Source organism: Ruegeria sp. CG8 (assembly GCF_056537165.1).
Genome location: NZ_JBQFRA010000005.1, coordinates 55535 through 73084, shown reverse-complemented (window position 1 = coordinate 73084; position 17550 = coordinate 55535). Strand labels below are relative to the sequence as shown.

Below are 17550 nucleotides of genomic sequence, written 5' to 3'. Positions count from 1 at the left end.
GCCTTTCGGATCAACGAGGACGGTGTATATGCGCGCTTTGCACGATGCCGAAGGCGGCCATCAGAACCAGCATGGCCGAGCCCCCATAGCTGACCATCGGCAACGGGACACCGACCACCGGTGCCAGCCCCATGACCATCGACATGTTGACGGCGAAGAACAGGAAGAAGTTCAGCGAAATACCCAGTGTCACCAATGACGAGTACCTGTCCTTGGTCGACAGCGCCGTGACGAGGCAGAAGATCAGGATCAGTCCGTAAAGCAGCAACAAGGTTGTGCCCCCGACAAAACCGAACTCTTCGGCCAGCGTCGTGAAGATGAAGTCGGTGTGCTTTTCGGGCAGGAAGTTCAGGCGCGACTGGGTGCCTTGCATGAAGCCTCGACCGTTCCAGCCGCCGGATCCCAAGGCAATCTTGGACTGGGTGATGTGATACCCCGCGCCCAGCGGATCGGTCGAGGGGTCAAGGAATGTGTCGATGCGCCGGAATTGATAGTCCTTTAGCAACTGCCAATCGGTGCCACGGCTTTTGAATACCGTTGAAATCAAGCCGACACCCGCCGCGATGACCGCTGCGAAATAGGCCCAATGCACGCCCGCCAGAAACATCAGGCCTCCTCCGGCCGCCAACAGCAGGATTGCGGTTCCCAGGTCGGGCTGACGCAGCACCATGAAGGTCGGGATCAGGATCAGGACAACCGGGACCAAGACCCAAACCGGGCGCGAGGTTTTGTAGGAGGGAAGCCAATCGTAATAAGCCGCCAGCAACATGACCAAAGTCACCTTTGCCAGTTCGGAGGGCTGCAGGCGCATGAAGCCCAGGTCGATCCAGCGTTGCGCGCCCATGCCGATGGTGCCGAACAGTTCGACGAACAGCAGAAGCCCCAAAGATACAAGATAGGCGACGACGGACATGTTGCGCCAGAACCAGATCGGAACCAATGCGACGATGAGCATGACCGTCAGGCCCAGGCCAAACCGTTCCATCTGTGGTTCCGCCCACGGCGACCACGAGCCGCCGGCCACCGAATACAGCATCAGAAAACCGGCACTTGCGACGCTGATCAGCAAAAGCGTCAGCGGCCAGTTCATGTACAGAACCTTGCGGATCCCCGTCGGCGTGGTCTTGACCGCATATTCAAGATAGCTCATGCGCGGTCCTTTTCGTCAGGGCGCGCTTTCGGGCGGCGATCACCTTCCAGACGTTTCTGCTGTTCCTTGATGCGGTCGCGGTCGGCCACGGGATATGCTTCCAGCGGCGGGGTGCCGTTGTACAGAGCCTGCAGCATCACGTCCCGGGCCACGGGGGCTGCAGCCTTCGAACCGCCGCCGCCATGTTCGACCACGACGGCCACCGCATATTTCGGATTGTCGTAAGGGGCAAAGCTGACATACAGCGCGTGGTCCCGCCGTTCCCAGGGCAGGTCTTCGTTGCGGATGACCCCGGCGGCCCGTTCGGCCTTGGTGATGTTGCGCACCTGGCTGGTGCCCGTCTTGCCGGCCATGCGGAATTCGTCTGCGATGATCCGGCTGCGATAAGCGGTGCCGCGACGGTCGTTCGAGACCTTGTACATCGCGTTGCGCACCTGTTCCAAGTTGGCCGGATTGACGTCCAGCGGCTCGCCCGCGCCCGTAGGCTGTTCGACCCCGTCGACACTGCGGATCAGACGCGGTGTCACCGATCGGCCGGTCGCGATGCGTGCAGTCATGACGGCCAGTTGCATCGGCGAGGCCAACATGAAGCCCTGCCCAATCGAGGCATTTGCCGTGTCGCCGACCAGCCAGTCCTGTCCGTGGGTGGTCTGTTTCCATTCCTGGTTCGGCGCAAGGCCAGCCGCCACGGCGGACATCGGCAGGTCGTGTTTGATGCCGAGGCCGAATTTGCGCGCCATGTCCGAAATCTTGTCGATCCCGACCCGCAGGGCGACGTCGTAATAGTAGACGTCGCAACTGCGCTTCAACGAGGTCTCCAGATCGACCATCCCGTGTCCGCCGCGCTTCCAGCAGTGGAATCGACGGCTGCCCACCTTCAGGTAGCCGGGACAATAGACGGTGTTGCCCGGACCGACGACGCCGGCCTCGAGCGCGGCCAGCGCGGTGATCATCTTGAAGGTCGAACCTGGCGGGTAGGTGCCCTGAACCGTCTTGTTGGCCAGCGGGCGGTGGTTGTCCTGGGTCAGAGCCTGGTAATCCGCGACCGATATCCCTCGCACGAACAGATTGGGGTCGAAGCTGGGGGTCGAGCTGATGGCCCGCAGATCGCCCGTCTCACAGTCGATCACGACCACGGCGGCGCTTTCTCCGGCCAGCCGGGCCTGTGCGTATTCCTGCAGGTCGGCGTCGATGGTCAATTGCAGGTCGGCGCCGGGCTGGCCCTCGCGGCGGTCAAGTTCCCGCATCACCCGGCCGGTCGCGTTGACCTCGACGCGCTTGGCGCCCGCCTTGCCGCGCAGCAGGTCTTCCTTCTTGGCCTCAAGCCCGACCTTGCCGATCTGAAAGCGCGGGATCATCAGAACCGGCTCGGGGTCTTCCATCTTGCTCAGGTCATAGTCGCTGACAGGTCCGACATACCCGACCACATGGGCGAAATCCTCGTAGCGGGGATATTGGCGGGTCAGTCCGACTTCGGGCGTGACGCCGGGAAGGGCGGGGGCATTGATCGCCACCTTCGAGATATCTTCCCAGGTGACCTGGTCGGCCAGCGTAACCGGCAGAAACGGCGCTGTACGTTTCATCTCGGCTTTGGCCCGCTCGATCTCGTCTTCGTTCAGCGGAATCAGTTGTGACAGTTTGGCAATGACCTTGTCGACGTCGCCCGCATCCTCGCGCACGATCACGATGCGGTAGGACGGCGCATTCTGCCCGATGATCTGACCATTGCGGTCATAAATGCGCCCTCGGGTTGGCGGAATGAGCCGGATGTTGATGCGGTTTTCTTCGGCCAACAGGCGATATTGGTCGGCCTGATCGACCTGCATGTAACGCATGCGGGCCGCCAGGCCGCCGACGAATGCGAATTGCATGCCACCCAGCACCAGCGCGCGCCGGGTCAGCCTTTTGTATGCGGCACCTTGTGTTTTGGGTGTGCGTTTCATGAGCGTGTTCCCACAGTGGCAACATCTACCGCAGATGGCCTGCGGACGCCAAATATGGTTTGGCTGAATGCAACGACAAGCGGGTAGGCCAGGACCGTGAAGACCACTTGGACAAATACCGGGCCAATGCTGGCCTGACTGACGGACAGCAGGGCCAGAACCGTCCGGTTGAAGGCAAAGATCGCCGCGATGACGACGCCCACCGTCGTCCACTCGCCCACGAAGCCGACGTCGCGCATTCCGGGGCCTGCCGATCGCAGATAGGCAGAACCGATGACGACGGATGCCGCCAACAGCCCCGGCGGCCGTTGCAGCAACAGGTCGGCCATCAGCATGACCGCAGCTATGCTGAGTGTCGGTACATATTCCGGCCGCCTGAGGACCCATGCAAAGGTCAGGCAGATCAGGAAGTCAGGAAAGGGCAGACGACCCGGTTGCGTGTTCAGAGGCAACAGGTGAAAGAACATCACCGTCAGAGCGAGGAACAGGTACAGGCCCCGCATCAGCCATAGACGTGACGCGGCGCTATCCATCGGCGGCCTCCTCGGTCGGGAGAAGAGCCTCGGGGCGCGGAGGTCCGACGATGCCGCCCGGGTCTCGGATCGGGGCGGCCGAGTGGTAGCGCAGGACTCGCAGGAATTCCAAACGCTCGAAATCCGCGGACAGTCGGACGCGCAGACGCCCCCCTGGATCGGCGGCGATCTGGCCGATCAGAAGGCCCGCAGGAAATACGCCGCCGTCGCCTGAGGTCACCACACGGTCGCCGGGTCGCACCAGTTCACGGCTTTCAAGAAACTCGACGGCTGGGGCAGGGGTATTGTCACCGGTAATCAGCGCGGTCTGGCCCGAGGGCTGGATCGTGGCGGGAATCGCGCTCGAGGCGTCGGTCAACAGGATGACCCGCGCGGTATCCGGGCCAACGCCAGAAATCCGGCCCACCAGCCCGATGCCGTCCATTGCGGCCCAGCCGTCGACGATCCCGTCACGCTCGCCGACGTTCAGCAAGACAGATTGCCGAAATGGCGAGCCGCTGTCGGCCATGACGACCCCGGTAATATAAGTCAGACGCGGATCCAGTCGAACGTTGTTCAGGTCCAGAAGCCGCGCGTTTTCCTGCTCCAGCTGCAGGGCCGCCTCTTTCCAGGCGCGCATGCGGCGCAGTTCACTGCGCAGTTCCTGGTTCTGCTCGCTCAGCCTTTGGTAGCTTTGGAAATCCCGAACGAGGTTTATGGCGGCCGTGACCGGAACCATCGCCCATTCCATCGAGGGCACAACGGCATCAACCACTTGGGCCCGGAACCTTTCGACCCGCGGGCTGTCGATGCGCCAAATCAGGAATATGCCGAGCAGGCACAGAACAACGATCCCCATGAACAAGCGGCGCAGGGGGGTGGTGTAGTCATCGCGCTGTGCTCGGTCTTTTGCCACAGGACTCCTTCCCGTGCTGCTCGTGCCCGATCTTGAACCCTCAGATCAGAGGGTGCGCGCCTTAGCTTTCGTAGTCAATCGCGTGGCGCAGCTGTTTTTCGTATTCCAGCGCCTTGCCGGTGCCCAAAGCCACACAATTCAGGCTTTCGTCGGCAATCGACACGGCCAATCCGGTCTGTTCGCGCAGGGCCAGGTCCAGATCGCCCAGCAGCGCGCCGCCACCGGTCAGCATCACGCCCCGGTCCACGATGTCCGCGGCCAGATCCGGCGGGGTGGTTTCCAGCGCGGTCATCACCGCCTCGCAGATCTGCTGGACGGGTTCCGACAGAGCCTCGGCCACCTGGGCCTGGCTGATCTCGATTTCTTTGGGGACGCCGTTCAGAAGGTCGCGTCCGCGGATGTGCATCGACTGCCCGCGCCCGTCATCGGGCATCCGGGCGGTGCCGATGGTGGTCTTGATCCGCTCGGCGGTGGATTCGCCCACCAGCAGGTTCTGCTGACGGCGCAGGTACGAGATGATCGCCTCGTCCATGCGGTCGCCCCCCACGCGGACCGAGCGGGCATAGACGATGTCGCCCAGCGACAGAACGGCCACCTCGGTGGTTCCGCCGCCGATATCCACGACCATGTTGCCGGTGGGATCGGTGATCGGCATCCCGGCGCCGATGGCGGCGGCAATCGGCTCGGCGATCAGACCCGCGCGCCGCGCGCCTGCTGACAGAACCGACTGACGGATCGCGCGTTTTTCAACCGGCGTTGCCCCATGGGGAACGCAGACGATGATCTTGGGCTTCGAGAAGGTCGAACGCTTGTGCACCTTGCGGATGAAGTGCTTGATCATCTCTTCCGCGGTGTCGAAATCGGCGATCACACCCTCGCGCATGGGGCGGATGGCCTCGATCGAGCCGGGGGTGCGGCCCAGCATCAGCTTGGCGTCCTCGCCCACGGCCAGAACCTTCTTGACGCCGTCCTTGACATGGTAGGCGACAACCGAGGGTTCAGACAGGATCACGCCACGCCCCTTGACGTAGACCAGCGTGTTGGCCGTCCCGAGGTCGATGGCCATATCCGCTGTGAACAGGCCGCCCAAACTGTCAAAGATCCCCATATTCCCCTGATCCTGTCTGTCAGATGTTTTCTACTGCCCGCGACTCGACGGTTCCGGGACGGATGACTTATAGGGTGCCATGACGCCCGGTTAAAGGCCTGATTCCGCGTAAATCAGCACCTTTCCGCCTCTTTGACAGGGACTTTAGAAGGCAACATGCTCTCATATCAACACATTTACCACGCGGGAAATCTGGCGGACGTGCAAAAGCACGCTTTGTTGGCATGGATGCTGGACTACATGACCCGCAAGGACAAGCCGATCAGCTATCTTGAGACCCATTCGGGGCGCGGTCTGTACCACCTCGATGCGGCCGAGGCCGTGCAGACCGGAGAGGCGGCGGCAGGGATCGGACGCGCGCTGAGCAACGGGTGGTTTGCCGACGATCACCCGCTGGCACGCGCGTTGCGCTCGGTGCAGGCGCAGTTTGGCGAAACGGCCTACCCGGGCTCGCCGATGATTGCGGCAAGCCTGCTGCGTCCGCAGGACAGTCTGCATTTCGCCGAGCTTCATCCGCAGGAATACGCAGCGTTAAAAAATGCGCTGACCGGGCGCGGTGCCAAGACCTACAGACAGGACGGGTTCGAGCTGGCTCAGTCGGTTCTGCCGCCCACGCCTCGGCGCGGGATGATGCTGGTTGACCCCAGCTACGAGGTAAAAGCGGACTATGGCCGCTTGCCGGGGCTGATCGCCAAGTTACACCGCAAATGGAACGTGGGTCTCATTGCCCTGTGGTACCCGATCCTGACCGACGATCGGCAGGTTCCGATGGTGACGGCGCTGAAGGGCTTGGACCTGCCCAAAACGTTCGTGCACGAAGTTCGGTTTCCGCCTGCGCGGGAGGGTCACCGGATGATCGGTTCGGGCATGTTCGTGGTCAACGCGCCCTTCGGGATCGAAGACGAAGCGGCGCGTCTGTCCAACCTGTTCGCAAAGATCTGACGGCGCCTCGGGGGCGAAGGCCTCCCGCCCCGTCTGACAGCATCAAAGATGCCGCCAAACGTGTTGGGCCCGGCACCGCGCTTTGCGCGGTGCCGGGCCCAAGTCCGTCAGGTTGCACGGCGAAGCCGGGCTGCCGCGGGCGAGGGAGCCTTGCCTGCCATGTCTGATCAGGTCAGATCCTTGTAGCTGATCTCGCGCGCATCCGCGCCGGGGCCTGCCTTTTCGCGGCGCATGATCAGACGGTTCAGCGCGCTGATATAGGCCTTGGCCGACGCCACCACGGTATCCGTGTTCGCGGATTGGCCCGTGGCGATCATGCCGTCTTCCTCGAGGCGGACAGAAACCGTGGCCTGTGCGTCGGTACCTTCGGTTACGGCATGCACCTGGTAGAGCTGCAGATGCGCCTTGTTCGGGTAGATGGCCCGGATCGCCTTGAAGGTGGCGTCGACCGGCCCGTCGCCGTGCTCGGTGGCGATGACATCCTTGCCGTCCACCTCCAGTTCGACCGTCGCTTCGGCCTGACCGCCGGTGCCGCAGGTGACTTTCATCGAGACCAGCTGCAGGTGGTCGTTGGCCTCATCATCTGCACTCATCAGCGCGATCAGGTCGTCGTCGAACACCTCTTTCTTGCGGTCGGCCAGATCCTTGAACCGCACGAAGATGTCCTTGAGCTGGTTGTCCCCGACCTCGTAGCCGAGTGTCTCCAGCTTGTCGCGCAGCGCGGCCCGGCCGGAATGCTTGCCCAACGGAAGCGAGGTGCCTGAAAGGCCGATATCCTCGGGGCGCATGATCTCGAAATTCTCGCGGTTCTTCAGCATGCCATCCTGATGGATGCCGCTTTCATGCGCAAAGGCGTTCTTGCCGACGATCGCCTTGTTGAACTGCACCGGAAAGCCTGAAACCGTCGCCACCCGACGCGAGATGTGCATGATCTTGGTCGTGTCGATGCCCGTTTTCCATGGCATGATGTCGTTGCGGGTGCGCAGGGCCATCACGACCTCTTCCAGCGCGGTATTGCCCGCGCGTTCGCCCAGCCCATTGATCGTGCATTCGATCTGCCGGGCCCCGCCTGCAACGGCGGCCAGAGAGTTGGCAGTCGCCATTCCAAGGTCGTTGTGGCAATGGGTGGCGAAAACCACTTCGTCCGCGCCCGGAACGGTTTCGATCAGGCGTTTGATCAGGTCCGCGCTTTCAATCGGGGCAGTATAGCCCACCGTGTCGGGAATGTTGATCGTGGTCGCGCCGGCCTTGATCGCAATCTCGATCACGCGGCACAGATAGTCCCATTCGGTCCGGGTCGCATCCATCGGCGACCATTGCACGTCTTCGCACAGATTGCGGGCGTGGCTGACGGTCTCGTGGATCTTTTCGGCCATCTCGTCCTGCGTCAGGTTCGGAATGGCGCGGTGCAGCGGCGAGGTGCCGATGAAGGTGTGGATCCGGTTCTTTTCGGCGTGTTTCACCGCCTCCCAGCAGCGGTCGATATCGGCGAAATTGGCGCGCGCCAGGCCGCAGATGCGGGCGTTCTTGGACCGCTGCGCGATTTCCGAAACGGCCTTGAAATCACCCTCAGAGGCGATCGGAAAGCCGGCCTCGATGATGTCGACGCCCATGTCATCCAGAAGCTCGGCGATTTCCAGCTTTTCGTCATGGGTCATGGTGGCGCCGGGGCTTTGCTCGCCGTCGCGCAAAGTGGTGTCAAAGATCAAGACGCGGTCTTGGTCGGTCACGTTGGTCATGGGAGTCACTTTCTTGTCTGTCCTAAAGCCATTGGCGCGCAGGCGTCCTCCTCTGAGCGGGCGCGCCGGATGGCACGCTCAGAGGCGGATTAGGATCAGTAGGCCACGCAGAGCAGCGCCGGCGGAAGCGGCGAAAGCAAAAGGGATATCTGCGCGGTTGATCATGGGTCCGAGGTTATACACCCCGAACCGGGAATGAAAAGAAGGAAAATGCGCGGCCGTCTGATTTCGCGAAGGGATCGGAAACGGGGATTGATTGCGTGGGCAACTCCGCTAGCTGGAGGGCGATGAGAAATGCTTTGGTCATAGGTGCAAGCGGCGGGATAGGCCGGGCCGTCTGCAACGAGCTTCTGTCGCGGTCGGTCCATGTGGTTGGTCTGTCGCGGTCGGAAAACGGGCTGGATCTGATGCAGCCGGAACTGGCCGACGAGATGCTGGGCCGGATCAAGGGGCCGTTCGACCTTGTTCTGGTCGCGTCCGGCGCGCTCGAGATCGACGGGGCGGAACCGGAAAAGACCATTCGGGCGGTTTCGGCCAACGCCATGATGGATCAGTTCGCCCTGAACGCAGTGGGGCCGGCGCTGGTTCTGAAACACGCGCATCGCCTGTTGCCGCGCAATGGCCGGGCGGTGTTTGCGGTGCTGTCGGCGCGCGTGGGCTCGATCGGGGACAACCGTCTGGGCGGCTGGGTCAGCTATCGCGCGGCCAAGGCGGCGGTGAACCAGATCGTGCACACGGCCGCAATTGAACTGGCCCGAACCCACAAGGATGCGATCTGCGTCGCCCTGCACCCCGGAACGGTCAAGACCCCGTTCACGCAGAAATACCTGGGCCGCCATCCCGCGGTCGAGCCGAGTGACGCCGCCCAAAACCTTCTGCGGGTTGTGGATGGTCTGACGGCTGATCAGACCGGCCAGTTCTTCGACTGGGCCGGACAACCGGTTCCCTGGTAGCGGGCTATCCGTCCGATGGGGTGACTTCCGGGTCCTGTTCGGCCTCCGGCGCCTGCGGCTCGTTGCCCGATGGTTGTGCCGCGCCTGCTTCCGACAGAGCGCCGTTTTCCCACGTGCCGCTTTCCTCTTCGCCATTTGCATAGCGCATTGTTCCAGAGCCCTGGCGTTTGCCGTTCACGAAGTTGCCTTCATAGACATCGCCATTTGCATATGTCGCGACACCTGAGCCGGTGATTTTGCCGTCGGTCCACTGGCCGGAATACTTGAAGCCATTCGCCATCACGACCTCGCCCTCGCCATGGCGCTGACCGTTCTGGAAATCACCTGTGTAGACCGTGCCATCCGCGTAGGTGGCGGTGCCCTTGCCTTGACGCACGCCGTCTACCCATTCGCCATCGTAGCGAGACCCGTCGGCACGGGTCAGAACGCCGGTGCCGTGCGTTCGGGCATTCTTGAACTGTCCTTTGTAGATCGTGCCGTTCGTGTAGGTCGCGGTGCCCTGACCTTCGATCACCCCCGCAACCCAGTCGCCGTCATAGGACGACCCGTCGGGATAGGTGATCCGGCCTTTGCCATCGGCGAGGTCCGCCTTGAAGTCACCGACATAGACCGAGCCGTCGGGATAGGTCAGTTCGCCCAACCCTTCGATCTGACCGTTTTTCCAGTCGCCGGTGTAGACATAGCCGTCGGTGCCAGTGAACGTTCCCTTGCCGTGTCGCCGGTCGTCGACGAAATCGCCTTCGTAGGTATCGCCGTTCGCGTAGGTCGCCTTTCCGTTGCCCTGCCGGCGCCCGTCCACCAATGCGCCTTCGTAAACGTCACCGTTGGCCTGTTTCAGTACGCCGGTTCCGGTGATCCGGTCCTCGGTCCATTCGCCGGAATAGATCATGCCGTCGGGCAAAGTCAGCGATCCGTTGCCCTGACGCTGGCCGGCAACGATGTCGCCTTCGTATACCGCGCCGTCCGCATAGGTGATCTTGGCCTTGCCCTGGCGAACGCCGTCCACCCAGTCGCCATCATAGGCATAGCCGCCGGGGTCTGTCATGACGCCTTTGCCGTCATGCTGGGCATTCATGAAGCCGCCTTCGTAACGCATTCCGTTTGCGTATTTCGCGATGCCGGTTCCGTTTATCGCGCCGTCGGTCCAGTCGCCCTCGTAGGTGCCGCCATCGGCAAAGGTGATCTTGCCTTTGCCGTGCGGGCGACCTTTGACGAAATCGCCCTCGTAGACCGATCCATTGGCGTAACGTGCCACGCCTTTGCCCTGAATTTCTCCTTCGACCCACTCACCGGTGTATTCAAAGCCGTCGGGTAGGCGATAGGTGCCGGTTCCGTGACGCAGCCCGTTTTCAAAGGTGCCTTCGTAGACCCCGCCCACATCGTCATCTGCGGTGATGATCTGGCTCTGCTGCGCGGACGCGCTCTGTGCGGCGATGCCCATTGCGGCAACGGCAATCGTTGTACGAAAAGCGTTCATGGTAGTCCCTGCCTGCCCGATTGTCCCGTGGTGCATTGGTTCGTGCAAAACTATGACACTGATGAAGGTCGGGCAACGGGTTTTGCCGCATTGGCCTTTCACTTGCGGCCTGATCTGCTAAATGCCTTTTCAGGTGACGAGGGCAAGAGGGCAAAGATGGCCGACCATTTCCGCATCACGCTGGCGCAGCTGAACCCGACGGTGGGCGACATTGCAGGCAACGCCGCAAAAGCCCGTTCCGCATGGGAGCAGGGCCGCGCTGCGGGGGCCGATCTGGTGGCTCTGCCAGAGATGTTCGTCACCGGTTACAACACTCAGGACCTGGTTCTGAAGCCGTCGTTTCACATGGCTGCCATGGCGGCCGTGCAGCAGTTGGCGGAATCCTGCGCGGATGGACCGGCGATGGCCATTGGTGGGCCTTGGGTCGAAGGTGGCAATCTCTACAACGCCTATCTGATCCTCAGCCGGGGGCGGATCGTCAGCAAGGTGTTGAAACACCATTTGCCCAACGAAACTGTGTTCGACGAGGTTCGGTTGTTCGACGCCGGGCCGTTGGGTGGCCCCTATGCGGTGGGCAACACACGCATCGGCAGTCCGATCTGCGAGGATGGTTGGCACGAGGATGTTGCCGAGACGTTGCAGGAGACGGGCGCCGAGTTTCTTCTGATCCCCAACGGATCACCCTATTTCCGCGACAAGCACGATGTGCGCCTGAACCAGATGGTGGCCCGTGTGGTCGAAACCGGGCTACCGGTGATCTACCTCAACATGGTGGGCGGGCAGGATGATCAGGTTTTCGATGGCGGGACATTTGGCCTGAATCCCGGCGGCGAACTGGCCTTTCGAATGCCAGTCTTCGACGAGGCGGTGATGCAGATCGATCTGCGGCGCGGTGATGAAGGATGGGCCATCGTCCCCGCCGAAATCGCCGAGCAGCCTGACGCGTGGGAGCAGGACTATCGCGCCATGGTGCAGGCGTTGCGCGACTATATGGGCAAGACCGGATTTTCCAAAGCACTGCTGGGACTGTCCGGAGGGGTCGATTCCGCGCTTGTTGCGGCCATCGCGGTTGACGCTCTCGGGGCCGAAAATGTGCGTTGCGTGATGCTGCCGTCGGAATACACCAGCGCCGAGTCGCTGGAGGATGCCGAAGCCGTCGCCAAGGCGCTGGGTGTGCGATACGACTATGTTCCGATCAGCCAGTCCCGCGCCGCCGTCACCGAGACCCTGGCGCCGCTGTTTGATGGTCTTCAGGCCGACATTACCGAGGAGAACATCCAGTCCCGTCTGCGCGGTCTGCTGTTGATGGCGATGTCCAACAAGTTTGGCGAGATGCTGCTGACCACCGGCAACAAATCCGAAGTGGCGGTCGGGTATGCCACGATCTATGGCGACATGAATGGCGGCTACAACCCGATCAAGGATCTGTACAAGACCCGGGTGTTCGAAACCTGCCGCTGGCGCAATGCCAATCACCGCGACTGGATGAAAGGACCCGCCGGCGAGGTCATTCGCCCCTCGGTCATCGACAAACCACCCAGTGCCGAGCTGCGCGAGGATCAGAAAGACAGCGACAGCCTTCCCGATTACCCGGTCCTGGACGGTATTCTCGACATCCTTGTTGATCAGGACGGCTCGATCGCGGATTGTGTGGCAGCCGGGTACAACGAGGCTGATGCCCGACGTGTCGAGCATCTGATCTATATCAGCGAATACAAGCGCTTTCAGTCCGCGCCGGGCACGCGCCTGACACCTCGAGCCTTCTGGTTGGACCGGCGCTATCCGATCGTGAATCGCTGGCGCGATCCGAGCTGACGGAAACTGCGGCTGAGCGCCCCGTGCCCGGGTCCGGGTGTTTGTTTACAAATTGGTAGCAATGACGGGACTCCACTCTGACTGTTCTGCAGGTGGGGCGGAATTGCTGACGGCGCTTGGCCGAATCCTTGTTTTTTGGACATTTTTTTGCCATAGTTTAGGACCGATCTTGCCACATATTTTGAAAGATCGGCGCGCGGGGGCCGGGCATTGATTTGTCGGCCGAACCGCAGTTGAAGACCAAGTTTTCTGGTGACGCATCCGTGGTGGGGTGCCGGTTATAAGGTTTAGGTGGTCCGATGGTTGATGGATATGACAAACCGCTGCATGCGCCGTTGAGGTACAAGACAATGGAGACGCCGGCGCGCGAATTGGATGAGGCGCGTCTGGAAGCGGCAATCGCCGGTGTGTTGGCCGAGGCTGATGCAGAGAGCGAGGAGCCGTCCGAGGAGTTTTCAGCCAAACACCCGGAATTGCCCGAGCTTCAACCCGAAGAGACCGAGACAGAGACCCAAAACTCGGGTGTCGCAGCTTTGTTGCGTCAGAAATGGGCCGAGTTCTCGGGCGCGGCCTGAACCGGGTGCCGGTCTTATTGCATTGTGGCGTTTGCATCGACGCCACACAGCCGAACAAAGTGATGCTTTTTCCGTTATTCAGGATTGCCGGATGACGTTTGCCAAGGCTCGATGAAGCTCGTGTCTGACTAACAAGATCCGTTGATGCCCGGCCCCAAGCCCAACCCTGTTGAATCCGATCTTTGCCTGCCCAAATCCGTTGACGTCGTGATCGTCGGCGGAGGGATTATCGGTGTCTCAACTGCGCTGGAACTGGCGGAACGTGGCAATTCCGTCCTCTTGTGTGAAAAGGGCCAGATCGGCGCTGAACAAAGTTCCAGGAACTGGGGCTGGGTTCGCCTGGGGCTGCGCGACCCGCGCGAAATACCGTTGATGACCGAGTCGCTCAGGATCTGGCAATCGCTTGATGAGCGGATCGGACGCAAAACCGGCTATGTGCAATCCGGCATTCTGTTCGGTGCGCGGACCGACCGGTCCGCAGCTGATATGGAGCGCTGGTTGCGAAACCTCGAGGGCTACCAGATCGGAGCGCGCATGGTTTCCGGTTCCGAGTTGGAACAGAACATGCCCGGCCTCCAGACCAAGTTGAAGGCCGCGCTTTTCACGCCGCAGGACGGACGGGCTGAGCCACAATGGGTTGCTCCGGCGTTGGCCGAGGCGGCGCGTGACCAAGGCGCGGTCATCATGACAAATTGCGCGGTACGCTGTCTCGACCTGAAAGCTGGTCGTGTTGCCGGGGTTTACACGGAACGGGGGCGGGTCGCTTGCGATCAAGTGGTTCTGGCCGGGGGGGCTTGGTCTCGGTTGTTTGCCGGTAACGAAGGAATTGCCCTGCCACAGCTGAAGGTGCTGAACACGGTTCTTCGGACCTCGCCTGTGGAACCGGGTCCGGAAACAGCTCTGTGGTCGGATGATTTTGCCATTCGCAAACGCGCCGACGGCGGGTACACGATCGCCTCGGGCCATGAAAACACGGTGGATATCGTGCCTGACAGTTTTCGGTTGGCCGCGAAATTCCTGCCGGCATTTGCGCAGGAATGGAAATCGCTCAGATTCCGCCTGTCGCACCGCTGGACCATTGAGGCGCGTCAGCGCCGGTCATGGGCGCCCACCGACGTAACCCCGTTCGAACTCTGTCGGATACTGGAGCCCGAGCCGCCGCAAAGGGCGCTCCGCAAGTCATGGGCCAAGGCCCGTCAGGCGCTTCCGGCACTGGTTGGTGCCGAAATCGTGCAGAGCTGGGCAGGGATGATCGATGTGACCCCGGATGCAATCCCGGTCATCTCAAACGTGCAGGAAATCCCGGGACTGGTGATCGCAACCGGATTTTCGGGACATGGATTTGGCATAGGGCCCGGGGCCGGCCGCCTGGTGGCCGATCTGGTGACGAACACAGCGCCCTGTGTGGACCCGGCCGCCTTTCGACTGTCGCGGTTTTCGGACGGAACGAAAGTACGGCCGGACCCGGGGTATTGATCAGCCCATCATCTGATAGCTGACAGGTACAAAGCGGAAGCCTTCGCCACGCGGCTCGACATAGCCGGCGGCCGGGAAAGGCATGTGGTACCCGATCATCGGGACCTTGTCCGCGGCCAGCATACCCAACACGTTCCGACGCGATGCGGTGGCCGCTGCCTTGTCCATGTCAAACCGGACTTCCCATTCCGGATGCGCGAAGGACCAGACATAGTGATTGGCAAGATCGGCGGTCAGGATCAGCCGCTGACCGTTGCTTTCGAGATGATAGACCATATGGCCGGGCGTATGCCCGAAGGCCGCCATGGCGGTCACGCCGGATGCGACCTCGCCACCGTCTTCGATGAACGACATCTTTTCGGCCATCGGAGTGACCTTGGCTGCCACAAGATCGCCGACGCGGTTGCCGGCCTCCTGTGCTGACCAGAAATCATACTCGGCCGCGGCGGTCACATAGCGTGCGTTCGGAAAGGTCGCGGCATCGTTGGTCGTCATGCCGCCAATGTGGTCGGGGTGCATGTGGGTCAGGACGACAACGTTGATCGCCTCAGGGCCAACGCCCGCATCGGCCAGAGCCTTCTGGATACCGCCTTGGCCCAATCCCGTGTCAAACAGGATCAGTTCGGATCCGGTATTGACGAGCGTTGGCGTGAAGAAGAACTGGGCAACGTCGGGCGAGATGAAATTGTCGGCCGATACCTTGGCAAACTCCTCGTCTGACGCGCCACCGCCGAAAATCTCTTGGGCGCCGTCTCGTGGCAAGCTGCCATCCAACAGGGTCGTGACCGTGAAATCGCCCAGTTGAAAGCTGCGGGCGACGGTCGAGTTGGCCTTGGTTTCGGCCCCGGCAGCCAGTGACTGTGTCGCGATAGATGCAAAAGGTAGCGCAACGGCCGTGCCCAAAGCGGCCCGGCGGGTCAGTTTCATGGTCATTTCAAAGTCTCCCTGTAAGATTACGTGCGACGAATTAGAACGCTTTCGGATAATTGCCACTTTCCACTCTACCATATGGGCTGCGCGCTGGCCGATCGCATGTTAAATCTTGTTCATGTCCCGCTCAGGAAACAAAACCGTTCCGACGGATCAAAGCGTCCAGGAATTCTTGGCGGCGATCCTGCCGGCCGCGCGCGCTACGGAGGCGCAGAGGCTGAACACCCTGTTTGAAACCGTCACCGGGTTTCGGCCAGTCATGTGGGGGCCATCCATCGTTGGATACGGGCGGTATGACTACCGCTACAAGTCCGGGCGGGAAGGCACGTTTCTTGCCACCGGACTTTCCCCACGCAAGGCCGCGTTTTCGATCTATATCATGCCGGGCTACTCCGATTTCGGCAGTATTCTGGCGCGCTTGGGCAAGCACAAGACCGGCAAGTCATGTCTGTACGTGAACAAGCTGTCGGACATTGACGAGGACGTGTTGGCCGAATTGATCCGCGCAGGGTTGGATGACCTGTCATCACGTTGGCCGATCAAGTCCGAGTAAACGGCAAGCATTCGCACCGCCTTCTGGACAAAAATGCGCTCATGTGACATGAGCCGCGCCAACAGGAGACATCCATGACAACCACCCGTTTCGCCCCTTCGCCCACCGGTTATATTCATGTGGGCAACCTGCGCACCGCGCTGATGAACTATCTGATCGCTCGCAAGGCCGGCGGCACGTTCATTCTGCGTATCGACGACACCGACCCCGAACGGTCGAAGGAAGAATATGTTGATGCGATCAAGCAGGATCTCGAGTGGCTGGGTCTGCACTGGGACCGGGTGGAGCGGCAGTCGGACCGGCTGGACCGCTATGCGGAAGCCGCCGGCAAGCTGCGCGAGATCGGCAGGTTCTACGAAGCCTTTGAGACCCCGACCGAGCTGGACCTCAAGCGCAAGAAGCAGCTGAACATGGGCAAGCCGCCGGTTTATGATCGGGCCGCCCTGAACCTGTCGGAGGCCGAGAAAGAGGCGCTGCGAGCCGAACGTGGCAACGGTGTATGGCGGTTCAAGCTGGATCATGAGCGCATCGAGTGGACGGACGGCATTCTGGGTGACGTGTCGATCGACGCGGCCTCGGTGTCGGATCCGGTGCTGATCCGTGGCGACGGGCAGGTGCTGTACACGCTGGCCTCGGTCGTGGACGACACCGAGATGGGCGTGACCGACGTGGTGCGCGGCGCCGACCACGTCACCAACACAGCGACCCAGATTCAGATCATCAAGGCGCTGGGCGGAACCGTTCCGCGTTTTGCCCATCACTCGTTGCTGACCGGCCCGCAGGGTGAGGCGCTGTCCAAGCGTCTTGGCACGCTGGCGCTGCGCGATCTGCGCGAGCAGGGTGTGCAGCCTATGGCGCTGTTGAGCCTGATGGCGCGGTTGGGCTCGTCCGACCCGGTGGAACTGCGCAGCGACATGGCCGAATTGATCGAAGGTTTCGACGTGACCCGGTTCGGGTCGGCGCCGACCAAGTTCGACGTGCAGGACCTGTTCCCGCTGACGGCCCGGTATCTGCAGACGCTGCCGCTCGAGAAGGTTGCCGACGCGGTGGCCGCGGCAGGTGTACCCGATGAACTGGCCGAGCCGTTCTGGATGATGGCGCGCGAGAACATCACCACGCTGAACGACCTGAAGGGCTGGTGGGAGCTGTGCCGCGACGGGGCCGAGCCGCTGATCGACGACGAAGACCGCGAATTCGTTGCGCAGGCGATGGAACTGCTGCCTGAGGGGCCGTTTGACGGCGAGACCTGGGGCAAGTGGACCGCGGCAGTGAAAGAGGCGACCGGCCGCAAGGGCAAGGGCCTGTTCATGCCGTTGCGCAAGGCGCTGACCGGGATGGAGCGTGGCCCCGAGATGGCGACCTTTCTGCCGTTGCTGCAGGTCGTGCGGGCGCGAAAATAAGACACCGCGGAGCGGTGTCGCCTTCGATCTGAACAAGAACCAGAGGCGGGTGCTGCAGGCG

At 61.8% G+C, this 17550-nt stretch carries 15 protein-coding genes; 7 read left to right on the top strand and 8 right to left on the bottom strand.

Annotated features, from left to right (window positions below; all coding sequences use genetic code 11):
* Nucleotides 1–10 precede the first annotated feature (10 nt).
* The 5 genes from rodA to ACR0EF_RS15195 form a co-directional block, all read right to left on the bottom strand.
* Nucleotides 11–1150: a rod shape-determining protein RodA gene (rodA, locus tag ACR0EF_RS15215; protein WP_170373053.1), complete on the bottom strand. Its 1140-nt coding sequence runs from the start codon at nucleotides 1148–1150 to the stop codon at nucleotides 11–13.
* Entirely contained in the window at nucleotides 1147–3093 is a 1947-nt protein-coding gene (gene mrdA / locus ACR0EF_RS15210; protein ID WP_170360207.1) for a penicillin-binding protein 2, read from the bottom strand. Before mrdA ends, rodA begins: the two co-directional genes overlap by 4 nt.
* Nucleotides 3090–3626, bottom strand: coding sequence for a rod shape-determining protein MreD (locus tag ACR0EF_RS15205; protein WP_170342115.1), 537 nt, complete (start codon nucleotides 3624–3626; stop codon nucleotides 3090–3092). The genes mrdA and ACR0EF_RS15205 overlap by 4 nt, the downstream gene beginning before the upstream one ends.
* Nucleotides 3619–4521: a rod shape-determining protein MreC gene (gene mreC, locus ACR0EF_RS15200; RefSeq protein WP_093963424.1), complete on the bottom strand. Its 903-nt coding sequence runs from the start codon at nucleotides 4519–4521 to the stop codon at nucleotides 3619–3621. Before mreC ends, ACR0EF_RS15205 begins: the two co-directional genes overlap by 8 nt.
* A 61-nt stretch (nucleotides 4522–4582) precedes the next feature.
* Nucleotides 4583–5629, bottom strand: coding sequence for a rod shape-determining protein (locus tag ACR0EF_RS15195; protein ID WP_093963423.1), 1047 nt, complete (start codon nucleotides 5627–5629; stop codon nucleotides 4583–4585).
* A gap of 156 nt (nucleotides 5630–5785) precedes the next feature.
* On the opposite strand from ACR0EF_RS15195, the gene ACR0EF_RS15190 reads away from it, so the two are divergent.
* Nucleotides 5786–6571, top strand: a complete 786-nt coding sequence (locus ACR0EF_RS15190) for a 23S rRNA (adenine(2030)-N(6))-methyltransferase RlmJ (RefSeq protein WP_170373052.1) — start codon at nucleotides 5786–5788, stop codon at nucleotides 6569–6571.
* Nucleotides 6572–6738: 167 nt separating this feature from the next.
* Here ACR0EF_RS15190 and ACR0EF_RS15185 read toward each other — a convergent pair whose 3' ends face one another.
* On the bottom strand, nucleotides 6739–8310 hold the full coding sequence (locus ACR0EF_RS15185; RefSeq protein ID WP_170372178.1) for a 2-isopropylmalate synthase: 1572 nt from the start codon (nucleotides 8308–8310) through the stop codon (nucleotides 6739–6741).
* Nucleotides 8311–8597: 287 nt separating this feature from the next.
* Between ACR0EF_RS15185 and ACR0EF_RS15180 the strand changes: the two genes are divergently transcribed.
* Nucleotides 8598–9263, top strand: coding sequence for an SDR family NAD(P)-dependent oxidoreductase (locus tag ACR0EF_RS15180; protein ID WP_170372175.1), 666 nt, complete (start codon nucleotides 8598–8600; stop codon nucleotides 9261–9263).
* Between the two features lie 4 nt (nucleotides 9264–9267).
* Here ACR0EF_RS15180 and ACR0EF_RS15175 read toward each other — a convergent pair whose 3' ends face one another.
* Nucleotides 9268–10740: an MORN repeat-containing protein gene (locus tag ACR0EF_RS15175; RefSeq protein WP_170373051.1), complete on the bottom strand. Its 1473-nt coding sequence runs from the start codon at nucleotides 10738–10740 to the stop codon at nucleotides 9268–9270.
* Between the two features lie 156 nt (nucleotides 10741–10896).
* On the opposite strand from ACR0EF_RS15175, the gene ACR0EF_RS15170 reads away from it, so the two are divergent.
* The 3 genes from ACR0EF_RS15170 (at nucleotide 10897) to ACR0EF_RS15160 (ending at nucleotide 14606) form a co-directional block, all read left to right on the top strand.
* Nucleotides 10897–12555, top strand: a complete 1659-nt coding sequence (locus ACR0EF_RS15170; RefSeq protein ID WP_170372171.1) for an NAD+ synthase — start codon at nucleotides 10897–10899, stop codon at nucleotides 12553–12555.
* 299 nt (nucleotides 12556–12854) lie between these two features.
* On the top strand, nucleotides 12855–13130 hold the full coding sequence (locus tag ACR0EF_RS15165) for a hypothetical protein (RefSeq protein WP_170343276.1): 276 nt from the start codon (nucleotides 12855–12857) through the stop codon (nucleotides 13128–13130).
* 144 nt (nucleotides 13131–13274) lie between these two features.
* Nucleotides 13275–14606: an NAD(P)/FAD-dependent oxidoreductase gene (locus ACR0EF_RS15160; RefSeq protein ID WP_170373050.1), complete on the top strand. Its 1332-nt coding sequence runs from the start codon at nucleotides 13275–13277 to the stop codon at nucleotides 14604–14606.
* Here ACR0EF_RS15160 and ACR0EF_RS15155 read toward each other — a convergent pair whose 3' ends face one another.
* A complete protein-coding gene (locus tag ACR0EF_RS15155) occupies nucleotides 14607–15539 on the bottom strand; it encodes an MBL fold metallo-hydrolase (RefSeq protein ID WP_170372165.1) in 933 nt (310 codons plus the stop codon).
* 115 nt (nucleotides 15540–15654) lie between these two features.
* Here ACR0EF_RS15155 and ACR0EF_RS15150 point away from each other — a divergent pair, with 115 nt between their 5' ends.
* Together ACR0EF_RS15150 and gltX are read left to right on the top strand one after the other, a co-directional pair.
* A complete protein-coding gene (locus ACR0EF_RS15150) occupies nucleotides 15655–16089 on the top strand; it encodes a DUF1801 domain-containing protein (protein WP_170373049.1) in 435 nt (144 codons plus the stop codon).
* A gap of 74 nt (nucleotides 16090–16163) precedes the next feature.
* Nucleotides 16164–17489: a glutamate--tRNA ligase gene (gene gltX, locus ACR0EF_RS15145; protein ID WP_170372163.1), complete on the top strand. Its 1326-nt coding sequence runs from the start codon at nucleotides 16164–16166 to the stop codon at nucleotides 17487–17489.
* Nucleotides 17490–17550: the final 61 nt, after the last annotated feature.

Bases quoted from the DNA above. Each gene is read 5' to 3' on its own strand.
- ACR0EF_RS15150 (WP_170373049.1), top strand. From the start codon at position 15,655: ATGTCCCGCTCAGGAAACAAAACCGTTCCGACGGATCAAAGCGTCCAG.
- ACR0EF_RS15185 (WP_170372178.1), bottom strand. From the start codon at position 8,310: ATGACCAACGTGACCGACCAAGACCGCGTCTTGATCTTTGACACCACT.
- ACR0EF_RS15175 (WP_170373051.1), bottom strand. From the start codon at position 10,740: ATGAACGCTTTTCGTACAACGATTGCCGTTGCCGCAATGGGCATCGCC.
- ACR0EF_RS15190 (WP_170373052.1), top strand. From the start codon at position 5,786: ATGCTCTCATATCAACACATTTACCACGCGGGAAATCTGGCGGACGTG.
- ACR0EF_RS15205 (WP_170342115.1), bottom strand. From the start codon at position 3,626: ATGGATAGCGCCGCGTCACGTCTATGGCTGATGCGGGGCCTGTACCTG.
- gltX (WP_170372163.1), top strand. From the start codon at position 16,164: ATGACAACCACCCGTTTCGCCCCTTCGCCCACCGGTTATATTCATGTG.
- ACR0EF_RS15160 (WP_170373050.1), top strand. From the start codon at position 13,275: ATGCCCGGCCCCAAGCCCAACCCTGTTGAATCCGATCTTTGCCTGCCC.
- ACR0EF_RS15180 (WP_170372175.1), top strand. From the start codon at position 8,598: ATGAGAAATGCTTTGGTCATAGGTGCAAGCGGCGGGATAGGCCGGGCC.
- ACR0EF_RS15195 (WP_093963423.1), bottom strand. From the start codon at position 5,629: ATGGGGATCTTTGACAGTTTGGGCGGCCTGTTCACAGCGGATATGGCC.
- ACR0EF_RS15165 (WP_170343276.1), top strand. From the start codon at position 12,855: ATGGTTGATGGATATGACAAACCGCTGCATGCGCCGTTGAGGTACAAG.
- ACR0EF_RS15155 (WP_170372165.1), bottom strand. From the start codon at position 15,539: ATGACCATGAAACTGACCCGCCGGGCCGCTTTGGGCACGGCCGTTGCG.
- mrdA (WP_170360207.1), bottom strand. From the start codon at position 3,093: ATGAAACGCACACCCAAAACACAAGGTGCCGCATACAAAAGGCTGACC.
- ACR0EF_RS15170 (WP_170372171.1), top strand. From the start codon at position 10,897: ATGGCCGACCATTTCCGCATCACGCTGGCGCAGCTGAACCCGACGGTG.
- rodA (WP_170373053.1), bottom strand. From the start codon at position 1,150: ATGAGCTATCTTGAATATGCGGTCAAGACCACGCCGACGGGGATCCGC.